Source organism: Alteromonas sp. ABE4_545 (assembly GCF_056161325.1).
The window spans coordinates 54,783-76,149 of sequence record NZ_JBSWYY010000004.1; the positions used below are offsets into that span (position 1 = coordinate 54,783).

Here is a 21,367-nt window from a genome sequence, read left to right on the forward strand (position 1 = left end):
GCTAACTTTTCAGCCGACTGAATAAACGCCAAATCTCCCGTTTTGTTTGAGCATCGAGTTTTTCCGGTGACACTGGTAACGTCAACGTATGCCCTTCTAACGCGACTCCAGCCCCCTTCTTTAACGCCAACGTGTGCTCACTAACCAAGCTGAACGCATGCGATAAATCTTCACATAACCGTGCAGAGTTTGCGAGTTCTTGTGCACTAAAAACGGTAGACGCAGTCGGCGGTTTTGGGAGGGCAGTTTCGGTGCTAGCCTGAGAAGACGTGAGCTGTTTTTTAGTTGTTGCCGCGCCTTTTTTATCGCCTAGTTGAGCTTTTAATTGTGCGAGTTTTTCTGCGCCATTTGCCACAGGCTTAGCGCTGACGACTGAAGTTGGCTGTGTTGCGGGCGTAGTGGTTTCTGTAGTGGCCGATTTGCTGGCAGGAAGCGATTGCGCTTGCCAAACCGTTAGCCCCATCTCCTGCAATATTGCACGCTGGTAATCAGTTAAATTCGCAGTCATAACTACTTGAAATATTAAGTATGAGGAGAGTGTACAGAAAATAGCTGGAATTTGCTATTAGCGCGTTGGCAGGGGTGGAGGGACTCGAACCCCCAACCATCGGTTTTGGAGACCGCTGTTCTACCAATTCGAACTACACCCCTAACGCGGATTTGCATTATACGTATCGACCTTGAAAGGTAAAGCACTTTTCTTCGCTTTATTGCATTTCCCAAGCCATACGCTCACAAATTAGCCGAACCCTGTTCAAGACTTGTACGACTCTGATCTAATGCTGCTTGCCACAAGGCATTAGTCACTTCGACAATTTCAAAAAACTGGGCAAACTTCGTATTCACTTCGCTCAAGTTTTGTTTGGAATAACGAGAATAAGCTTCGCACAATTTTTGACAATCATCAGCTGACAGCGCATTAATCGACGCACATGCAGCAAGATCAAAATAGCGATTACCCATCGCTGCATATTCCCAGTCGATCAAAACGAGCGGGTCTGATGAAAGTATATGCCCTGCCGATAAATCGTTGTGACACAGACATAAATCGTCTTCAATATTTTCTAATTTGCGAACAGTACTGCTCAACCCCACCACTTTTTCTCTTAAACTGTGATCAAGGGGTAAAGCGGCCTGGTCTAAATAATACTGCCAACGTTCAGATAGACCCAAACGCTTGGCGGTCATTGGCAACTGATGAATATGTGCCAAGGCTTTTGCCGAGGCCTCAATGGTGTCTGACACGTGGTTAGCACAAGGTACTATCCACTCCTCTACCCATACCCGTAAATCATCGCTTAACCAAACAGGCATAGGCGCCAGAGAACGCGCAGCAAGCTGTTCTTGCAAAGAATATTGCTGCATGCGGTCAACGCCAGTGAAGGAGTCATCACCAATCACTTTCACGGCATAATGCCGTTCTTGGTCTGTGAGGTGAAAAACTTGATTCACATCGCCTGAACGCAGTGGGACTATTTTCGTGTCGCCAGACAGTGATAAGACAGGTCGTAACAAGCCAATTAAGGTATTAGTGTGCATACTGCATTTTCCATTGCCGATACCAGCTTAAATAACCATAAATAGAAAAGCCTACATAGCCAGCAAACAAACACGCTGACAGTGCTAAACCACTTTGCCAATACAGCCACGCGGAAGCTAAATTTATGACGAACCAGTAAATCCAATTTTGCAGTATTTTATGAGCAACCATAAAGGTTGTCACCATACTTAACACATGAATAGATGCATCTAACCACAAATGCTCGCTAGTGAACCAGTTTTCAGCGTAACGAGACAAGCCTAACGCCATCACCAACAGAGCGGGCACTAAGCTGGCGTGCAACCAAATTGGCCACGAGCGCACGCCCTGACTTTGTTCCGTTTGCTTGCCCCACTGCATATAGCCGTAAACGGCCATCACCATGTAAAAAAAATTAAGTGCCGACTGAAATGGCAAAGCGACATGCCAAAACAACCAAGTGTAAATAGCCGTGCTTGAAAATGCACATACCCAACACCAACTGTTTTGCTTTGCGGCCAACCAAACGTAGCCTAAAGCGAGTATCACTGCACACCACTCCAATGGTGATGTGGCAGCGATTTGACTAACAAAGGTTTGTAGAAATTCAGTCATCAGTATTACGAGATTGCATGGCTGAGAAATTCAGAAACTTGGCTACGAAGATCGCTTGCCCTACTGATTCATGAGTACGTTGCATTTCTTCACCAAGAATAGTTACAACTGTCTGATAATCACCCGTGACCTGTGTACTGGTCGACGAGGTTGATACCGACAGCGCGTCATAGCTATTTAAACGCTCGATAAAGTTTTTAATTGGCTCGATAAAATCATCAACCAGCGGATACAAAGAGAGTTCTACCATTACTTGCATTTTATCTATTCCTTAAAAGTCGTAAGTCACACTAACACCAAATTGGCGACCATTACCTAATTGATAGTAGGGTTCGTCAAACTCATAATAATCACGAGGGTCATTACTAAACCCACCAAAACCGCGCACGTAATAAGTGCGGTCGAAGGCGTTTTTCACCCATAAGCTGGTTTGCCATTGATTGACTTGCCACACCAACTCAGAATTGACCAAAGTGGTCGAAGGAGAAGTGACGTCATGACCGTCTGAAAAACGGTATTCGTCTTTGTAATCAACATCAAAATTCCAACTTATATTGTCAGTAATCACTAACTGACTAAACAAATTGGCGGTATATTTAGGGGCTTGGGCTTGGCGCTGCTCTTCAATCTCTTCACCCGCCGCATTGGTGTAGCTTTCAAAAGTTGCGTCGAGATAACCCACCGCTAGTTGAACAGACCAATTGTCCGTGGCTTGTAAATTCAATTCAGCTTCAATACCACGGTTAGTGCCTAAGTCGGCATTATCAATGATATCGATAAAATCTGGGGTGCCATCTTCGCGAATCTGCACATCAAAATCGTTAACCTGTGTATTCTCCCTGTCCATGTAGAATACAGCGACACGGGCATGGAGGTTATCAGACAGCGAACCTTTATAACCAACCTCATAGTTCCAATTATATTCGGCTTCGAAAAAGCGTTTTTCATCACTTACGCGTTCATCTTGGTTAAAACCCGCACCTTTATAACCACGAGAAATACTGCCGTACCAGAATTGATCATCACTCATAACGTAGTGAATCGCGATTTTCCCCCCGACCATAGTGTCATCGTGGGTATGGCTTAAGCCTGCGTTGTCTGCATATTCAAACTCATAATTTTCAGCACGCAATGCTGTAGTAAGTAGCCACTGACTAGATAGCTGAGTGTCAAACTGAACATAAGCAGATATCGTGGTGGGAGAATACTCACTGGCAAAATCACCATCGGCGTAGGTGTACTGTCTCAACAATGACTCTTCTGATGTTTTAAAGTGCGTGCCAATCACCCAGTTTGTGGTGTCATTAAAGAGACGTGCATTGTCTGAGGAAGTAAAACGCATTTCAGCGGTTTGTGTATCAACATCGCGATAGTAGGCGTCAAAAGAGGAATATTCCCAAGGGTGAAAGCCCACATAGGTCCAGTCTTCATCATAGCCATAGGCAATATTATGTGATGCATGGGTGAGTATCACATCAAACTGCCCTTGCTGAGTTTGGGTTGTACTGTGTGCACTAACGGCGTGGGTTTGGTGTTCATCAAAACCCGGTTCATCTGAAAGTGTCTTGCCGTCATTGTCGAGAGAAAACGCATCGTAACCGTTGTCTACATCATAGAAGCGATAGTTAAGCGCCACGGTAGTGCGATTAGCAAAGTCGTGCTCAATGGCTAATCTCACGCCAGTCTCATCAATACTATTCGTGGCTTTATCCAAATACGTATTGTATGTGAAGCCATCACTCTGATTGTTCACCACTGCCGCGCGATAGCGCGTTTCACTACTAATATCAGCGCCATAAGAGCCTTCTATGCGAAACGTGTTTTTATTACCGGCACGCAGGCGTACAAAGTTTCTTCCCGCCTCACCAACATCATTTGACACAATTTTAACTGCTCCAGCTAACGCGCCGGTTCCAAAGACCGTAGCTTGAGGGCCGCGATATACTTCTACTTGCTGGGTGTCGAATAAAATGCCGGCCGCAGCCAAACCAGAAAAATCAAAGTCGTCGACCAAAAAGCTTACAGACGGATTAATAGGCTCAGCAAACTGACTGCGCTCTCCAATCCCCCTTATTTGGATAAAACGGCCGCGTGAAGCCCCTGCTGCAAAGTTAACATTAGGCGCTATATTGAGCATGCTATCTAGGTGTTCTTCTTGTCGTGCTGCGAGTCTGTCACTGCTGACAATGGAGGCGCTCGCACTCAACTGATCCAAAGTTGTTTGACGAAAATCACCCGTGACCTGAATGCGTTCAATATCATTGGGAGCGTCTTCTGCAAATGCGAAAGAAGATACAGTGAGAAAAGGTAAGGCTAAGTAAGTGTGTTTCATCAGGATCTCTTGTCTTTATAAGAAAAAAGATCCGGCTTTATACGGCAGGTAATCAGGTGTCGTGTTGTACCATTCCTACGCCGGTATTATCCGGATCAGGTTTAAGGGTTCCCATTTGTGGATCTCAGCCGATGACGGCACCCCTTGGCTCTGCACCACATGTGTAAACACGTCGATGCGGGTTGCAGTCTAACAGTAGTGGAAGAATCGTCAAGAGGCGGTAAAAACAAAAACGCCCACGGTGACAGCGTGGGCGTTTTCATGGATACGAATTTCGCAACCATTTTGTGACATATCTCAAACCAATTCTGATGTCTTATCATTAAAATGACTAACACGGTGAACAGACTTGAGACGAACTGCTGCTTAGCGGTCAGCAGTTTTGACAAATCAACGCTTATATTTCAAAGCCTTAACTTATCAAGTTTCATACTATACAGTGTATTGATATATTTTTGCAAAACTAGGACAGTTTACAGTAGAAACAGGACAAATTTGTTCACACTTTAACGTAAGTTAGTGATATAAAATTATTTATGGCTATTCTTGGATTTTTACATGACGCCTTATAACGGCTTGTTTTGGTCTTCGGTGACACGTGCGCTCCTAGCACTTCGCCGTGACAAAATGCTCGCCAATGAGCACGATATAACCGTTCTGGCCTTGATTGGTAAAATCGAGACCGCCGATTTACCACAAGAAAAACTCGCTCACGCCTTGATGACATTGGCACCGGAATCAGCGTTTCCGGTCATCGGCCAATCGCTGTTGAGTTACTTCGACTTCAATATGATGGGTAACCTTCCGTGTTATTTGTCGGCCGTTGAAAATATCAGAGAAGCACTCGACCAAATATTGCGATTTAAAGACCAATTGTGGGGCAGCGGCCGAAATTACCGGTTTGTGGTTAGCAAAGAAATGGTTCATTGCGAATGGCGCTCGGTGGGTCATGAAATCCTCATGCAATTCGAATTGCTCTACTTGCTCGCACTGTGTCGCCACCTCGCGGGGCGAAAATTTGATTTCAGCGAAGTACTCTTTCCCAACGGCGAACCTCTGCTTATTCAACCGGTAAGTAAAGCGGCTATCGGCGAGAGTGATAAGACGTCGATCCGGTTCGCGACCAAATGGCTTTCGGTGCATTCTTTCTTTCATAGCCACACAGTAAAAAGTATGTTGAAAAACGCCTTGTCTAAACGATTTGAAGCGCCTCTAGAAGAAAAATTACTGGCGTTATTTCAGCATCATCCGCATCCGGCTAAACTGCGCGTAGACAATGTGGCACAACAACTATCTATGTCTGAGTCGTTATTTCGACGCGAGCTGCGTGATAATCGTATTCCGTTTGGTCAATTGCTTCGCACCTTTATTCATGAAAAAGCGGTGAGAGCACTACTCACCGGTTGCTCTGTCGACGAATTGGCTGAAGACCTCGGCTTTGCCGACAGGCGTTCATTCGATAGAAGTTTCAAAGAAGTCACTGGAGTGAATGCAGGTCAACTCAGACTGTTGGGTAATCGTATGCGTTTTCAGCGGGGTAATACTACGTTACTTGATACGGTGGAAAATTTACCGCCATTACCTCGTACCCTGCAAGATATACTCGCGTTAAAAGATGACCAACTGAACGTTGCCAACCTGGCCACCAAAATACGCCAAGATCCACTGTTTAATGCCCATGTGATGGGCAAGGCAAATAAGGCGGTGTTTGGCGCCGCTCCTAGTAACTTAGAACAAGCAATAGGCAGAAACTTAGGCGTCAATGCCGTACAAGAGTTAGCCATTACGTTTGCCGCCCAGCAAGCCCTGTCAGACCAAAGTCGGTTTGAAAATGTACAAGGGCTAACAGACGCTATGTTGCTGAGTCGCACTCTCATAGACGTATTAACACATGGACAAGATGACGAGAAACCCATATTGACTCAACTCGCCATGTTTGGGCTGCTTTCTCTGCTGGTGATCTTCCACAAAGACTGTTTGCTATCTGAACGCAGCATTGAAATTTGGCGCGCAAATAAAGATATCGTTGCCTTTCACAAAGCGCTGAAAAAAGACGTGGGCCTGTGTCCCTACGGCGCCTCTTCACTCATGTTACTGCGTTGGGGACTACCTAAATCGTTGACACGTGTGTTGTGGGAAGTGAATCAAGGGGTATCTGAAGCGGCCAAATTAATACGAACATGTAATTACGTCGCCTTTGATTACATATTCAACGGTGAAGAACGGGCTAAACTGACATTGGCACAAAGCCCAATCTCTGCGCCACAAGCCGATGCGATTCGATTAAAACTGGGTTTTAATCACTGATCACATTCAGTGTTTTAAGTTCTTCTTGAGTTTGTGCTTCTAAGCTTTCCATGGTTTTGCCATGAGCTTCAGGAGCACGAGTTTCAGGGTTTAATTTCACAAAAACAATATCGTCTGCAAAACAGATGGTTTTCTTTGTCGCCTTATTTCTTACCAAGCAACTAACCGTAATTGAAGATCGACCTACCGCTTTAGTTTTTAATCCAAACTCAACGACATCTCCCTGCATAGCTGGTGATTCAAAGCTTATTTCACCAATGTGCTTGGTCACCAAACAGTTAGTTTCCAACTGGCAAATGGCATAAATGGCCGCTTCTTCATCTATCCACTCAAGAATACGACCACCAAAAAGCGACAAGGCATAGTTAAGGTCATTGGGCATAACAAGGCGGCGAGTCAAAAAACGCATTCGAAATCCTGTAAATCAAAAGGTAAAATAAAGGACTGATGATTATACCGAAAAATCGGTTTTTATGGCTGTAAATGACATACTTTCGTGGTTAAAAAAGCGAGAAAATGCAAAATCTCACCGACAAATACTGTGTATTTCCGGTAGCGAAACCTTTTGCTTACAAAGCGCCAACAACCTCGTTTCATCGTGTGAACAAGATGCCCTTTGGCTTGGTGATGACGCGCCGCCAATGTGCAGTTCTATCGCCATAAAACACTATAAAAAGCTCTTGGGCAGCGAATACGGCATTGTCGTTTACAATAGCTTTAGTGGCCTTCAACCCAATGCGCTATTGGCAAGTGCGGGTGTAATAAAACGACATGGCATTTTGGTTGTACTCTGCCCTCCTCTATCTTCATGGGCCAGTTACTCAGACCCACGCACTCTTGCATTGTCGAGCTATGGCTTTCCTCCCATAGCCAGTACGATTAAACAAAGCATCATTAATACGTTTAACACCGACCCTTTGATTGCAATGTGGCAAGAAGACAGTGCCGCTCGGTTGCCTATTGAGAAAACAGCCAAACACTATGCCAACGCACCACTGCCTTTTGCAACGCTAGATCAAGCAATAGCACATACAAAAATACTCTCTTGCCTCGATACCCCAGATACCGCCAATTTGTTAATTGCATCTCGTGGCAGAGGTAAGTCTTCGTTACTGGGCTTAATCGCAAACGAACTACTATCCCAAGGTCGCTCGGTTATAGTGACGTCTGCACACAGTAATGCGGTAACCTCGCTATTCAAACACATAGATACAGATACTACTTGTGCGACCAATGAATTTACTCGCCAGCACGTAGTAACGGGGGCTGAGTTAACATGGCAAACAACAACAAGTTGTGAGGCGTGCCAACCGTGCGCCACAACCGTATTAATGATAGATGAAGCCGCAAATTTACCACTCCCGGAACTGAAAAGACTTTCTCAACTCGGTATGCCGCTCATTTTTAGTTCTACGATTGACGGTTACGAGGGAACTGGGCGAGGCTTCTATCAACGTTTTATCCCTTATTTGTCCGAACATTTCTCCGCACTCAACCAGATTTCCATGCATACTCCAGTGCGCTGGTATCCGGAAGATACAATGGAAAGCACCCTTACAGCATTACTGTTCCAGCCACAGCCTCTACCTGTTTTCACACGCCCTCACATCAACAACGTTGAAGTGGCGAATAGGATGGATGAAAGCACGTTAAGTGTGGATTTTGCCGACGTTAAACAACTTACCAACGCTAGGTTACGCCAAGTTATCTCACTGCTCTCATACGCCCATTATCAAACGTCTCCAGACGATATATTAAGATTGATAGACAGCAGTGATTCACGCCTCGTCATAGCGCACTACCACAATAATATTGTAGGCGTTGCTATATTACTCGATGAGGGGGGGGAAATATTATCACCGTTAGCGGCAGATATCGCTGTAGGTAACAGGAGAGTAAATGGCCATTTATCGGCCCAATCTCTCTCGCTCATTTCTGCACAAGCTGAATTAGCTTGTTATGACTATTGGCGTATTAACCGAATAGCAGTGCTAGAAGGCTATCAAAGTCAGCATATTGGAAAGCGAATCCTACAGTTTATTGCGGATATTGCAGGTCAAAGTGGTAAAGATGGCCTCACCGTCTCTTTCGGTAACACTGATAGACTACGTCGGTTCTGGCAGCAAAGTGGCTTCAGCCCTGTAAGAGACGGGCAAAATGTTGACCCGAGTAGCGGAGAGAAAAGTGTGTTGATGTTAAAGCCTCTATCTAAAAGGCTAAACGACGACTCAGCGCTTTTGTTTAAACTGTATCAATTAGCATCAACTGAAGACAGAATTAAGGCGCAACGCCTATTGTCTGATGAATCTGTACTCGCGACGTTACGCAAAATGGCGTATCAGCTTACACAGCAGCAGCAGCGCTCTCTTATGCATTGTATTGTGTTACTTCATTACCTATTGCTGGTAATGCCTGAAACCTCCACTGCACGCGCGATGATTAAGGATTATCTGTCTCCTACGATAAGCAAGGTGTCATTCGCTCGAAAATACCAACTTGCTGGAAAGCGCTTTGTCGACAGTTTCGTTAAAGACAATATCACTTCGCTATTACAAAACCTATTGTTGAAACATCACGACAATTAGGCTTCGCTAGAAACAAAAAACCCCGAAACAAGTTCGGGGTTTTTTTACGCTAATCAATATTAGATCTTGATGCCACGGTTATCTGCTTTTTGCTTGATATAAGGTAACCAAGCATTAGCATTGCGTCGCATTGCACGATCTTTCTTAGCAAGCTCGCCGTACTCGTAAGCCGCTTTGAATCGACCCGCATAGAAATTCGCTTCCATTAATGAGAAGTGAACTTTAGCAGGCTCTTCAACGCCGCGCTCAAGAGCAGCTTCAAGTGCAGTAATTGCACCTTTGTAGTCTTCTGCAACCAATAGTAGTACACCCTGCTTACGGTAGTATTCAGGATCAGAAGTCATATCTGCAGCTTCTTTATAGAATTTAGCCGCTGATTTGTACTCCAACGCTTGGTGATAAGCATTAGCAAGTGATGCCAAGTTATCCGCCGAACGCTCTACCAGACCTGATTCAATGTTTGCTTTCAACACTTCCGCTGCTTTGAACGGCATGTCGTTGCTTGCATACAACTGAGACAGAGTCTTGATTTGGTTTTCTTTATCCAAGAAACCCTGCTGATAAGACATTTCAAACGTTGATAACGCTTTTTTGTAGTCTTCTGTAAGCATGTAGAACAGACCTAGTTGGGTCCACCACTTCTTCTCTTCAGGGAAAACGCGAACCAACTCTTCAGCCACTTCAGTAGCTTGAACAGACATTTTTCTCTCGTGGAAAGCAGAAAGCTTCAACACGTAAGGGTTCTTGTTTGGTTTCTCGTAAAGTGCAATCGCTTTATCAGCTGGCTCAATAACCTGATCGAACTGCTTAAGCTGGAAATACGCATTAGCTACGCGAGTATAGGTTTCGGCGTCTTCCTTACAGGTAAACTCCATCCAACTCTTGTACCACTTGATTGCATCAGCGTATTTCTCAACTGACATGTTCAAATCACCTAAAAGCTTAAGTGTTTGAGCATGTTCAAGGTCGTTCAATACCTTAGGTTCAACAGCTGATACTAGGTAGCCCATAGACTTGTTCGCTTGGCCCTCTTGAGCCGCCAACAAGTTACCAATAAAACGGTTAACGTAGGCTTTGTCGAAATCATCTGAAGGATCAATTTCGTAAAGGATGTTTAACGCTTCATCCATCAAATCTTCGTTATAGGCTTCAAAGGCTTTTTGAACTTTCTTACCAGTACGTTCGCCAACCAATGTTGTGTTGCCCTTCTCGTAACCAGGACAAACAACAGGTGCACTCGTTTGGGCCAACACAGGTGCAGAAATCGCTGCACCCAGTGTCATAACCACAGCAACTGCAGACATTTTAAACAGTGATTTTTTCATGATCATTGCTCCAGTTTAAAGTCTAGTTGCACAAACATGTTAGGCTGCTTAACAGGTTTACCGTCAACGATCTTAGGCTTGTACTTCCACTTTCTCAAAGCACGACGTGCTTCACGGTCGAAGATACGCTTAGGATCAGCATCGATTACTTCGATGTCATCCACACCGCCTTGTTCGTTGATAGTGAACTGCAGTTTTACCCAACCTTCTTTACCATCACGGGCAGCTTCAGGTGGATATTTCGGGTCGATACGAACGATTGGCGTCGCATCACCGTCAGACTGCATTGCACCCACACCGCCGATATTTACACCAATACCACCCGTGTCAACTTGGGGAATATTCATGTTAAAACCAGACGCGTCTGGCTCAGCAGTTTCCGGCTCAACTGGCTGCACTTTTGGCGGCTGTTGAGGCGGAGGTGGAGGCGGAGGTGGAACACGAGTACGCGTTTGCGTCTCGTCATCCGGTTCCTGCATCACAACATCAATTACAGGTACTTCTGGAATTTCTTCTAATGGACGGTTTGAGTTTTCAATCAACTTCGCCATTATAACAAACAAACCAAAAGCAACTGCAGCGCCTAAAAGAATAGAAACTATAAAACGTACCATGTTACCCCCTTGCCGCATACATAATGCGATCAATACCAGAGGCTTTAACTTGGTCAGCCACCTTGATTACCAAACCGTGTTTGGCTTTCTCGTCGGCCTGAATTACCACGTAATCCGTTGGCTGTTCTTTTAGCAATCGCTCTAAATTTGCCTTAACCGCTTCAGGAGCTACTTCACGCTTATCTAACCAAACAGCACCATCTTCTGTGATCGCGATGAAGATGTTAGCGTTTTTGTGAAGATATGCTCGGTTGGCCTCAGGCTTTAATACTTCGACGCCGGCCTCTTTAACGAAAACCGTCGTCACGATAAAGAAGATCAGCATGATAAACACGATGTCCAACATGGGCGTCATGTCAATCGCTGCTTCTTCTTCCTCGGTTCTGACTTTTCGAGCCATAATATCTCTCTCTAATGGTGAGGTAGGCTATCTACCAAACTTTCCCGTGCGATTTTCGCTTTAGTCTCAAGACGCGAACTGATAAACAGTCCAGACAGCGCCGCAACCATCCCTGCCATTGTAGGAATTGTTGCCATTGAGATACCACCAGCCATCAGACGGGCGTTACTTGTACCTTGCTGTGCCATTGTCTCGAACACGTTAATCATCCCTGTAACTGTACCTAGTAGACCGATAAGCGGACACATAGCTACAAGCGTACGAATAATCAACATACGGGCGTTCAGTTCATCTGAAGCCTGAGAAATCCACGCATCACGGATTCTATGCGCATACCATGACGTAGTATCAGCTCGAGCATCCCAGTTAGCGATAATATCTTTTTTCACTTTTGGGAATACTGAAGTCAAATACCAGTAGCGCTCAATCATTAAAACCCACATGAGAAAGAGCGCGGCAGCAACAAAGTACAATACGTTGCCGCCGGTAGCGATAAAGTCCCTGACCGATTCGAATAATCCAATCAGGTATCCCATCTTATGCTTTCTCCGTCTCTGCGTGAGCAGCAATGATACCCGCAGTTTGCTCGTCCAAAATGTGAACGATAGACTTGCTGCGAGAAGCTACGATGCTGTGAGTAAGAATCAGTGGCAATGCCGCGATGATACCCTGAGCTGTAGTTACCAATGCCATAGAGATACTTCCCGCCATCATACGTGGGTCACCAGTACCGAATAGTGTGATGGTTTGGAAAGTTTCAATCATACCCAATACTGTACCTAGTAGACCAAGTAGAGGAGCGATTGCTGAGAAGATTTTGATTACGTTGATACCGCTTTCGATTGAAGGAAGCTCACGAAGGATTGCTTCGTCAAGCTTAAGCTCAAGAGTTTCAGCGTCAACGTTTTTGTTCTCTTTGTAAACCTTAAGAATACGACCAAGAGGGTTTTTCTCTGAAGGTGCATCTGGGTTTTTAAGCTGGCTACGGATTTTGCCTTGAACAGAAGTCAATGTTACTAGCTTGTAGATACCGATTAGGATACCGATAGCCAACATAACAGTGATTACATAACCAACAACACCACCAGCGTGATAACGCTCAGACATAGTTGCTTTTGACTTCAATAGACCTAGAAGTTGGCCTTGTGAAGGGTCAGCGTAGAAAGGAACGATGCCAGAAGTTGCAGCACGTAGTTCTTCAGCAGAAGCAACTAGGTGACTATCTGGTTGACGACCTAGAGGTTGTACTACTTCGCTATCTGCATCATACGCAAGATAACCTTCTTCACCAATAAGGTTAAAAGTACCAACGCGAACGATTTCTTGGCTAGACGTACCACCTTCAAGACTTACTACGTCAGTCGTGAATTTAGCAACCTGACCAGACTCAGTCATTTCTGTTTGAAGTGCAAACCAAAGGTCTTCAAGTTCTTGAATGTTTGGTAGGCCTTGAGATTCTTCCGCCATACGCGACAAGAACTCACCACGACCTGGGTATTGTGCACTTACAATTGAAGTAGAGATACGGCCGTAAGCTTCAGAAGACGCTTGACGAACAACACCGAACATCTCACCAAGAGTACCAGTAGCTTGGTCTAGTTCAGCTGCTTTCTCGTTCAACGTTGTTTCGTTGTCAGAGAATTGCTTAGCTAGGCGGTCACCGCGGTCTTGCTCAGCTTTCAATTGACCTTGCGCTTTACGCAACAAAGCTTGCTTGTCAGAACGGTCAGAGCGGAATTCCGCTTCACGCTGTTCATTGATACGTGTTTCAGAAACACGGTTTTTCTTAACTTGTTCTAGCAAATCTTGCAGAGTGCTGGCTTCTTGAGCTTGTGCACCAGTTGCTAGTACCGCCATGGTTGCAGCGGCTAGAAGAGATTTAAATACGGGCTTCATTAACGCTTACTCCGCTGCTTTAATTGGTAGTTTAATCAAATTAATTGGAATCTGACCATTAGCCATTTTAACTGCATCAACTACAGAGCTAAGGTACTCGTCACCAAGTACTTGCCAATCGCGAGCATTGTTATCCCAAACCCAAGCGTGTCTCTGATCCAAAGATAGAGCAAGCAAAGCAGTACGGCCTAAGTTGAAGAAATCAACTGTGTTCTCAGTACCGTTAGCAGTAAGCGTGCCTTGGTAAGAGTCAATTTTTGTGCCGTATTCGTTTTCTACTAGATAAGCTTCGATAACCTGACGGAACTGCTCAGAAACAGTAACTTCAGAGTTAGCCATAAGATCGCGTAGACGTGCAACACGCTCACGACGCTCTTCTAGGTTAATTGGTACGTCAAGCTCGATGAATTTTTCCAAGCTTTCGATCATGCGGAACATCAAAGGTACGATACCTTTCTTAGTCGCTTCGATGCTGTCGATTTGACGCTGAAGAGAGTCGATGCCGCGTTGTTGGTCAGCCACAAGGCTTGCCAAGTAATCGTTGTAAATCTTTAGGTTTTCTGTTTCGTCGATAACAGCACGATATTCAACTAGCAATTCTTGAGACTGCTCAAACAGAGAGTTGATTTTTTCTTGAGATTTAGCTGCAGCCGCATGAATCTTCGCTTCTTCTTTGTGAAGGTCATTCAAAGGGTCTGCAGAGACGACTGCACTACCTGTTAGTGCGAATGCACCCATAACAGTAGAAGCAATAAGAGTTCTCTTGCTCATTTTGGACATAGTTCCCAACCAATTTCTTTTTTTGAATCCTTGTCTCTGCGATTGCAAGACAAGGGGCGTATAAACTTTTTACAAATTTTTTGTAGGAAGGTAGTTATTGCCGTTAGTACGCCAATACTACTAACTTCTTATACTCACACGGAAGTACAGAACGAGTCAAGTAACACGCTCTTTACACCCTGCTAATAATGGCTCAACCGCTCAATCAATAAGCAATTAAGACGTTAAACCATAAATTATCGAATATATTTATTATCTCTACCTACCCACTTTTGATCGACATTCATTACAGTTGACACACTCAAAACCGCACCGAAACAGGTCTTACCATTTTGATTATTCCAATATGGATGTTTTCGGACGAGTGCTTATCTATGCATCAAATGTATATAAAACGTCAGGATTTAATCCTTACATATGCATGGCAGGTTTTGATGTCGTTTGTCTCTCAAATTACGCTTTTTACCTCAGTCGCATCAATAGATATGGACAATATACTGAAGGATGATCGCTTTTAACCAAGTATTTCAAAATCTCATCATAGAGATCAATCGAGCAGATATATTCTTTGATTAGTTTGACAATAAGACGCACAACCAGGCTGCGGTACCGATTTAATAAATATTATTTACAACTCGATTTTGATATTAGGTTAGCTCTTCATCACAGACGGTGGTAGGAGCTATGACCAACGATCAAATAAATCGACAAGATAAATGACTTCATTCAGCTAAACAGAGACCTGCAATCAGATCAAAATGTTCATATAGTGAACTCCCATAAACAGCTAAGTCGGTTAGCGCCAATTTGTCCGAGATTGGATATATAGCCTTTCGTTAGTTGACAGTTCAGGTTTAACTATCAACTAAAGGCCAAAAAAAACCCCTCTAAAGCAGAGGGGTTTTCAGACTAAACACTTATTATAAGCTATAGCTTCTGTGCTAAATTAAAAATCAGCTTGAAGTCTTAAATAGTATGTTCTACCTAACGGGTCAAAGTTATAGTCGTCAAAACCTCTCCAACCACCAGGGTAATACGCTTCAAACTCATTAGTAAGGTTATTAATACCTACTGTGACTCTGAAGTTTTCATTTAAAACATAACCTGCTGTAATATTATGTTTCATATATGAGTCTGGGTACTTATAACCAGCGTATAACGAATCTCCATGTTCACCGATATATAAAATACGCCAAGAGGCTGTAAAATCTTCCTTAGACCAGTCTAAAGTAAGGTTGCCTCGCATATCAGGATAGAAGAGTTCACCAGCTAAATCCGTGCCTTCCTCCGAGTACTCTAAGACCTTAGACATTTCAAAGTTTACGCCGATATCCCCATAGCCGGTCTCAAGGTCGTAACCTAGAGTTACATCGAAACCATTGGTTTTAACGCTATTAAGATTAGCGTAACCAGAAACAACATAGTCGATTTGACCGTTACTCAAACGATAAACATTCGGAGACGTGCCATCCAAATCAACTGAAAGGATATCAGTCAAACTCACTGATTCAATCTTATCCACGTAATCATAATCGTAGTAACTTAACTCCAACGATAAATCATCCGTTAAGTTATAAACAACACCTAGCGTTAATGATTCTGAAGTTTCTGGTTGCAACTCTGGGTTACCGCCATTCCAAGTTAAGTGCTGTTGACTTGGATTACAATAGTTAGTATCGCTGGTAGCATTACCTAGAGTGTCACAATAGTACGGGTCATAGGCGCCAGGGAAACCAAAAGAACGACTAGCAAACATTTGTGACATAGTTGGAGCGCGGAAAGCTTCCCCCCAACTTGCTCGAACCAATAAATCATCAATTGGACGCCAAGAAATACCCAGCTTTGGCACGGTATCAGAAAACTCAGCTTTTTCGAATTGATCACCTGTGTCACCTTCCATCTCATAGCCGTCATATCTCAATGCAGCAGATAATTCGATGTTGAAAGGCATCGCTACAGCGACTTCAGTATAGTACGACTGACGTTCTCGAGTCGCAAATACATCGTCACCGCCCGACCCACCAGAAATGATACCAAGGCCTGATTCTGGGTCACTCATTTGTGTAAAGTCTAGGTTCGAATACTCAAACCCAACAACTAAACTAACACTAAACTCACCCGCGTTGAATATTTCACCACCGATGTTCCCGTCAACGATATCTCTTAATTGACTGACTTGGTAGTAACCGGTATGCATTACTGTGTCTAACGCAGCATCGTTATACGCTAGCCAGTCGTCATAACTTAATCCTTGTACATTCCAAAGGTCGACTAATTCATCATCAATTAGCTGTTGAAATTTTTCGTCATTTACCAAATTGGTATTTGCAGAAACTTCTTTAGCGTTGGTTCTCTGATAATATAGTTGCCAATCAAAATCGTAATCTGAGAATGACACCAAGCCTTCGAGACCTAATACAGCTTCCATTGTCGTTTTATCAGTAAACGTATCACGAGTCCCTTTAGTGGCTGTACGATAACGGACCAGTCCGTCATAACCAAAAGGATTCATAGCGTTATCTTTATCAATCGTAATGGTCGTTGTTGATACAGGAGTTGGTGCGTAACGTGTTTGCGTACTGGTTTGTATACCAGAAAAACGTCCTTTGAAAACGATATCATCAGTCAAGTCGTAAGAAACTTTAGTCATAATGCTGTCTTTCTTAGAAGCACCATATAACCAAGTCACGTTACCATAATAATAGCCACAATAACCATCTTCGTACGATGTATCAGGTACCTCGCCACACAACTCTGCGTTGGTTGCGTATGTACCGTCCAATGATCCCGCGCTGTCGTCGCTAACTTGGAATCGCGCAACAGGAGAGAAAGATGAATAGTCACCGTAGTAATAATCACCAAACAATCCTTGACTAAAAGAGCCAGTTACTGCCGTATCTGCGACCTGGTCTCTATTTTCGTGTTCAGCGATAACTACTACACTACCTCTGTCTGACGTAGCGCCTGCTGAAAACGAATAACGACGTACTGTCCCACCTTCAACACCAGGTTGCTCGTAAGAAAAGGTGAGATTCACACCCTCAACATCTTTTTTGGTAATAATATTAATTACACCGGCAATCGCATCTGAACCATATACAGCTGATGCCCCATCTCGAAGTATCTCGATACGCTCAACTATTGCCATTGGAATCATTGACAAATCGGCAGTTGAACCACCATCATAACCCACACCTGGAAGACGACGACCGTCAACCAATACCAATGTAGCACCAGAACCTAAACCTCGAAGGTTAACTTCACTAGATGCACCAGCGCCCGCACCGTAACCTGATTGTCCGCGGAACGAACCGAAGGAGTTAACCGATGAATTTCGCATAACGTCCGCTACAGTAGTATCGCCTGACAACTCAATGTCTTCGAATGTAATCACGGTTACTGGAGAAACAGATTCCATATCAACACGCTTGATACGTGAACCTGTTACTGAAATACGCTCAGTAACTTGTGCTTCTTCTTCGTCAGGTGTTTCTTGTGCATTCACTGATTGCACAGAAAAGGCTGCTGCCGCAGCACCGAAAGCGCAAGCCAGACGCACTGACTTTGCTAACTTAGTGTTTGTAAACATGTATTGTCTCCCTGGACCACTAAACTCTGTTTTAGTGTTTATTTTTAAATCGTTTTGATACGACTTATTATTAGAAGGTATAAAAACCTCGGATTGATAATATACATATCGATGGAAGACGGTCAACCTGCTTTCAGGGGCATTCCAGAAAAGTTCAATATTTTTTTGTTTATTTTCACGCTTTTCGTAAACCTGACATTACACTATTATACAAAAGTATAACCCCGCCGAACGAAAAACACACAAACCAATACACCTCAACTCAGATACTGTGTTTTTCGTCTCCCCAGACACACTTTTGACAAAAGTGTAACAAAGTAAATTTTGGTCAGTTTTTGTTATAATTCCGCAATATTTGATTACTTATTGACCACTCCCGCGAAAATAAAATCCGGTTGCTCTGAGAATATGAGGGGGTAAACAAGGCAGTGCGTGCTTCGGTAAAAGAAATGTCGCCATATTGAAGAAATCTAAGAACACGCGATTCGACTCTGTAGTTCGCTTTAAATAATGATGTCCCGACGAACCACCAGTACCTAATTTAGTACCTATCATCCTTTGTACCATCATGGCGTGGCGGTATCGCCACAGCGTGAACTTTTCATCGATATCTGTCAGTAGGGTAATGACCTGGAAAGGTAAGTTAAAAATTGGTTCTTCCGAATATTGTTTAATAAACAATGCCGACAACAACGCTTTGTGCGACAGCCTAAACTGCCCTTCACTTCTCAATTCCTCATATTGCGCTGCATCGAACAAGGCTTCGAAGTGAGCACGAGTACTTGCTAGAGCATCTCGTTCTTTTTGCTTTTCTGCATCACTCAACGTGGAGTTAGTTTCGATTGTTTCCTGATCTTCCGATAACATTTTGTGAGTGGCACTTTTGTAGTGTTCCCAAAATGCAAAGTCTTCAAACTGGAGTAGCGGAAGTCTTGCTAACCAAGCGTCTACGCGCTCAAACAAACTGGGCTTAGTTTCAAGTTCGGTAAGCCAAGCCCTATCTTCATCATTTAGTCGCTGATAAAAACTCTCTTGGTCAAAATCAATCCGATATTCTCGTTTCAAGCCAAGTGATATTTCAAGTTGTTTAAATTGAATACTTTGAAAACCGGAAGCAGGTACCAAATAATCCCTAAACGATAGGAATTGCTGTGGTGTCATGGTTTCCATTACCGCCATTTGATCGATCAACAGCGACTGAATTTGGCTAATCCGTTGAAGCCGAGACACAACAAGCGTTAATTCGTCATCTTTCAGATCATCATCCATAAAAGCGGCGATAACCGCATTGAGTTCATGCAAAATTTGTTTGAACCAGAGTTCATAAACCTGATGCACGATAATAAATAACATTTCATCGTGTGCGGCATCTCCGTATTGAGCGCTTTGTAATTGCTGCGCGCCAAGTAATTTGTCTAATGCCAAATAGTCGCCGTAATAACAGGGGGTAATATGCTTTTTCATGTCGTTTTCTCGTTATCATTATTAAGCGCCAGTGTAGCACGTTGACAGATTTTTCAGGGCGACACGGAAGAGGCTGATGTTTCACATTCATGTAAATGTCACCTAACGGTAAAATTCACAAACAAAATAAATGGCAAATTGCTCGACTATTTCTACACTTAAGAAGATTTGGCTGACACCCGTGCGAAAATCCGTGTCGTCGTAGGTAGCTGTGAATTAACAAAAAAGGAACGTGTATCATGAAGATGGATGATGATATCCATAATTACTATGAACATTTAGTGCTTGATCGTATTAGTAAGCTGGCATTAGAAAAAACGAAATCACCGGATTATCTCGCCGATGTATGTTGTTTAGCACTAAATCAAGTGCCGCCCCGCTATATTCGCTATGAAGTAGACATGGCATTTTATTTACCGCAAAGTGAGCGACAACAAATGGAAATGAACGTTATTAACGCGGTAGACAAAGCTATTCGCTTTTTGAATAGTACAGAAGAAGAATCGAAGAATAAGGCTGTATAACTAACACTGACGGAAGCAGTAGAGTGGGTGGCAGGCCCCCAGCCACATCCCGGCACATGAGTCGTCTGCTGCGGCTGCTCCCTTCCGGGCCTGACCGAGTCCACAGAGTATCATTGCGAGAGGACCAAAAGCCCACCATAGACACTGTTGAGTCGAAACTCGCCGCGCTAAAAAGTCTGACTTGCTAGCGCGGGGCGCATTATGACGATTTGAGACCTAAGTTTCAACCCTTATGCGAAAATCGTTCTTCAGCGATGGTATTGGCAACGCGATTCGTCGCCACACCTTCGGCATCTGCACGCTCATAAATTTCACGTAGCGTATCGCCAATTGCCTCAATATGACTACGCATGGCGGCATTTGACGACGATGGCATACGCTGATGGAAAATATCAATAATTCCCCCGGCGTTTAAAACGTAGTCTGGTGCGTACAAAATGCCTTTTTCTTGCAGCACTTCGCCAATGTCCTCACGCGCAAGCTGATTGTTAGCCGCGCCAGCGATTACTTTCACTTTCAATTGCGCAACTGTTTCGTCATTTACTGTTGCACCTAGAGCACAAGGAGCAAACACGTCGGCGTCTACTGAATAAATTTCTTCGGGTGATACAGCAATCGCACCCAGCTCTTTTACCGCTCGCTCAACCCCCTCAGGGAAAATGTCGGTGACTATCAGTTCTGCGCCTTCTTCAAATAAATGCTTGGCCAAACGGTAACCCACATGACCCATACCCTGAATAGCGACACGCTTGCCTTTTAATGAAGAACCAAAAGCATAGCGCACGGATTCGCGAAGCCCCACAAACACCCCATAAGCCGTTGATGGTGCTGGATTACCGTCAGCAACACCATCTAACACATGGTATTTGGCAGATGTTCCGGCAATAAATTCAGACTCTGTCGCCATGGTTTGTAGGTCAGTAACCGCGATACCAGAATCTTCTGCTGTAAAATATTTACCACCGAGAGACTCAACAAATTTGCCCATGGCTTTCATCATTTCAGGGGTTTTATCTTTACGTGGATCGCCGATGATCACAGACTTGCCACCACCCAGTGCCACTTTTGCCATTGCAGCTTTATAAGTCATTCCTTTTGACAACCGCAGTACATCAGTTAGGGCCGCTTCACTATTTACATAAGGCCACATACGGCAACCGCCCAAAGCAGGACCAAGGTTAGTGTTGTGCACAGCAATAATCGCACTCAGGCCCGCCGCTTCATCATGATAAAAAGCAACGTGTTCGTGGTTATCAAATTCAGCGTGATCAAATACAGCCATAATACTTATTTATATAGGGTTAGAATGGCGTAAGTTTAGCCTAGAGACGAGAGGACAAGCCTTGCTTGTTTTTACTGTTGAGATTTACAAATCGAAAGATGTTTCTTATGATATAGACTGAATTAGGATATATAT

Annotated in this window: 18 protein-coding genes, 1 tRNA gene, 1 other RNA gene and 1 riboswitch; of the genes, 3 read left to right on the top strand and 17 right to left on the bottom strand. The window is 43.9% G+C overall.

Features of this window, described 5'->3' with window-relative positions:
* Position 1: 1 nt before the first annotated feature.
* The 6 genes from ACXAH6_RS05385 to ACXAH6_RS05410 form a co-directional block, all read right to left on the bottom strand.
* The gene (locus tag ACXAH6_RS05385; RefSeq protein WP_474875619.1) at positions 2-508 is read right to left on the bottom strand and encodes a hypothetical protein; all 507 of its coding nucleotides are present in this window, start codon (positions 506-508) and stop codon (positions 2-4) included.
* A 66-nt stretch (positions 509-574) separates the two neighbouring features.
* A tRNA-Trp gene (locus ACXAH6_RS05390) sits at positions 575-651 on the bottom strand.
* A gap of 81 nt (positions 652-732) precedes the next feature.
* Positions 733-1,539: a phosphotransferase gene (locus ACXAH6_RS05395; RefSeq protein WP_474875620.1), complete on the bottom strand. Its 807-nt coding sequence runs from the start codon at positions 1,537-1,539 to the stop codon at positions 733-735.
* Positions 1,529-2,134 carry a nicotinamide mononucleotide transporter family protein gene (locus ACXAH6_RS05400; RefSeq protein WP_474875621.1) on the bottom strand — a complete coding sequence of 202 codons (606 nt, stop codon included), beginning with the start codon at positions 2,132-2,134 and terminating at the stop codon, positions 1,529-1,531. The genes ACXAH6_RS05395 and ACXAH6_RS05400 overlap by 11 nt, the downstream gene beginning before the upstream one ends.
* A complete protein-coding gene (locus tag ACXAH6_RS05405; protein WP_474875622.1) occupies positions 2,127-2,393 on the bottom strand; it encodes a YkoF family thiamine/hydroxymethylpyrimidine-binding protein in 267 nt (88 codons plus the stop codon). Before ACXAH6_RS05405 ends, ACXAH6_RS05400 begins: the two co-directional genes overlap by 8 nt.
* 12 nt (positions 2,394-2,405) lie before the next feature.
* Positions 2,406-4,466 (bottom strand): TonB-dependent receptor, encoded by a 2,061-nt coding sequence (locus ACXAH6_RS05410; protein WP_474875623.1) that lies wholly within the window; start codon positions 4,464-4,466, stop codon positions 2,406-2,408.
* 55 nt (positions 4,467-4,521) lie between these two features.
* A riboswitch (TPP riboswitch) is annotated at positions 4,522-4,621 on the bottom strand.
* Positions 4,622-5,024: 403 nt separating this feature from the next.
* On the opposite strand from ACXAH6_RS05410, the gene ACXAH6_RS05415 reads away from it, so the two are divergent.
* Positions 5,025-6,773 carry a helix-turn-helix domain-containing protein gene (locus ACXAH6_RS05415; RefSeq protein ID WP_474875624.1) on the top strand — a complete coding sequence of 583 codons (1,749 nt, stop codon included), beginning with the start codon at positions 5,025-5,027 and terminating at the stop codon, positions 6,771-6,773.
* Here ACXAH6_RS05415 and ACXAH6_RS05420 read toward each other — a convergent pair.
* Positions 6,763-7,182, bottom strand: coding sequence for an acyl-CoA thioesterase (locus ACXAH6_RS05420; protein WP_474875625.1), 420 nt, complete (start codon positions 7,180-7,182; stop codon positions 6,763-6,765). The genes ACXAH6_RS05415 and ACXAH6_RS05420 overlap by 11 nt on opposite strands.
* Positions 7,183-7,246: 64 nt before the next feature.
* Between ACXAH6_RS05420 and ACXAH6_RS05425 the strand changes: the two genes are divergently transcribed.
* Positions 7,247-9,358 (top strand): GNAT family N-acetyltransferase, encoded by a 2,112-nt coding sequence (locus ACXAH6_RS05425; protein WP_474875626.1) that lies wholly within the window; start codon positions 7,247-7,249, stop codon positions 9,356-9,358.
* A gap of 59 nt (positions 9,359-9,417) precedes the next feature.
* On the opposite strand, the gene ACXAH6_RS05430 is transcribed toward ACXAH6_RS05425, so the two are convergent.
* From ACXAH6_RS05430 to ACXAH6_RS05465, 8 genes are all read right to left on the bottom strand, one after another.
* Positions 9,418-10,683: a tetratricopeptide repeat protein gene (locus ACXAH6_RS05430; protein WP_474875627.1), complete on the bottom strand. Its 1,266-nt coding sequence runs from the start codon at positions 10,681-10,683 to the stop codon at positions 9,418-9,420.
* Positions 10,684-10,685: 2 nt separating this feature from the next.
* Positions 10,686-11,297, bottom strand: a complete 612-nt coding sequence (locus ACXAH6_RS05435; RefSeq protein ID WP_474875628.1) for an energy transducer TonB — start codon at positions 11,295-11,297, stop codon at positions 10,686-10,688.
* A 1-nt stretch (position 11,298) separates the two neighbouring features.
* Positions 11,299-11,697, bottom strand: a complete 399-nt coding sequence (locus ACXAH6_RS05440) for an ExbD/TolR family protein (RefSeq protein WP_474875629.1) — start codon at positions 11,695-11,697, stop codon at positions 11,299-11,301.
* Positions 11,698-11,708: 11 nt separating this feature from the next.
* Positions 11,709-12,233: a MotA/TolQ/ExbB proton channel family protein gene (locus ACXAH6_RS05445; protein ID WP_474875630.1), complete on the bottom strand. Its 525-nt coding sequence runs from the start codon at positions 12,231-12,233 to the stop codon at positions 11,709-11,711.
* A 1-nt stretch (position 12,234) separates the two neighbouring features.
* The gene (locus ACXAH6_RS05450; protein WP_474875631.1) at positions 12,235-13,593 is read right to left on the bottom strand and encodes a MotA/TolQ/ExbB proton channel family protein; all 1,359 of its coding nucleotides are present in this window, start codon (positions 13,591-13,593) and stop codon (positions 12,235-12,237) included.
* A 6-nt stretch (positions 13,594-13,599) separates the two neighbouring features.
* The gene (locus tag ACXAH6_RS05455) at positions 13,600-14,364 is read right to left on the bottom strand and encodes a DUF3450 domain-containing protein (protein ID WP_474875632.1); all 765 of its coding nucleotides are present in this window, start codon (positions 14,362-14,364) and stop codon (positions 13,600-13,602) included.
* Between the two features lie 955 nt (positions 14,365-15,319).
* Complete coding sequence (locus ACXAH6_RS05460) at positions 15,320-17,962, bottom strand: TonB-dependent receptor (protein WP_474875633.1); 2,643 nt, start codon at positions 17,960-17,962, stop codon at positions 15,320-15,322.
* A 363-nt stretch (positions 17,963-18,325) separates the two neighbouring features.
* Entirely contained in the window at positions 18,326-19,426 is a 1,101-nt protein-coding gene (locus tag ACXAH6_RS05465; protein ID WP_474875634.1) for a tryptophan 2,3-dioxygenase family protein, read from the bottom strand.
* A gap of 239 nt (positions 19,427-19,665) precedes the next feature.
* Between ACXAH6_RS05465 and ACXAH6_RS05470 the strand changes: the two genes are divergently transcribed.
* Positions 19,666-19,950, top strand: a complete 285-nt coding sequence (locus tag ACXAH6_RS05470; protein ID WP_474875635.1) for a late competence development ComFB family protein — start codon at positions 19,666-19,668, stop codon at positions 19,948-19,950.
* A gap of 33 nt (positions 19,951-19,983) precedes the next feature.
* On the opposite strand, the gene ffs is transcribed toward ACXAH6_RS05470, so the two are convergent.
* Positions 19,984-20,080: signal recognition particle sRNA small type (gene ffs, locus ACXAH6_RS05475), an RNA gene on the bottom strand.
* 93 nt (positions 20,081-20,173) lie between these two features.
* The gene (locus ACXAH6_RS05480; RefSeq protein WP_474875636.1) at positions 20,174-21,232 is read right to left on the bottom strand and encodes a Glu/Leu/Phe/Val dehydrogenase dimerization domain-containing protein; all 1,059 of its coding nucleotides are present in this window, start codon (positions 21,230-21,232) and stop codon (positions 20,174-20,176) included.
* Positions 21,233-21,367: the final 135 nt, after the last annotated feature.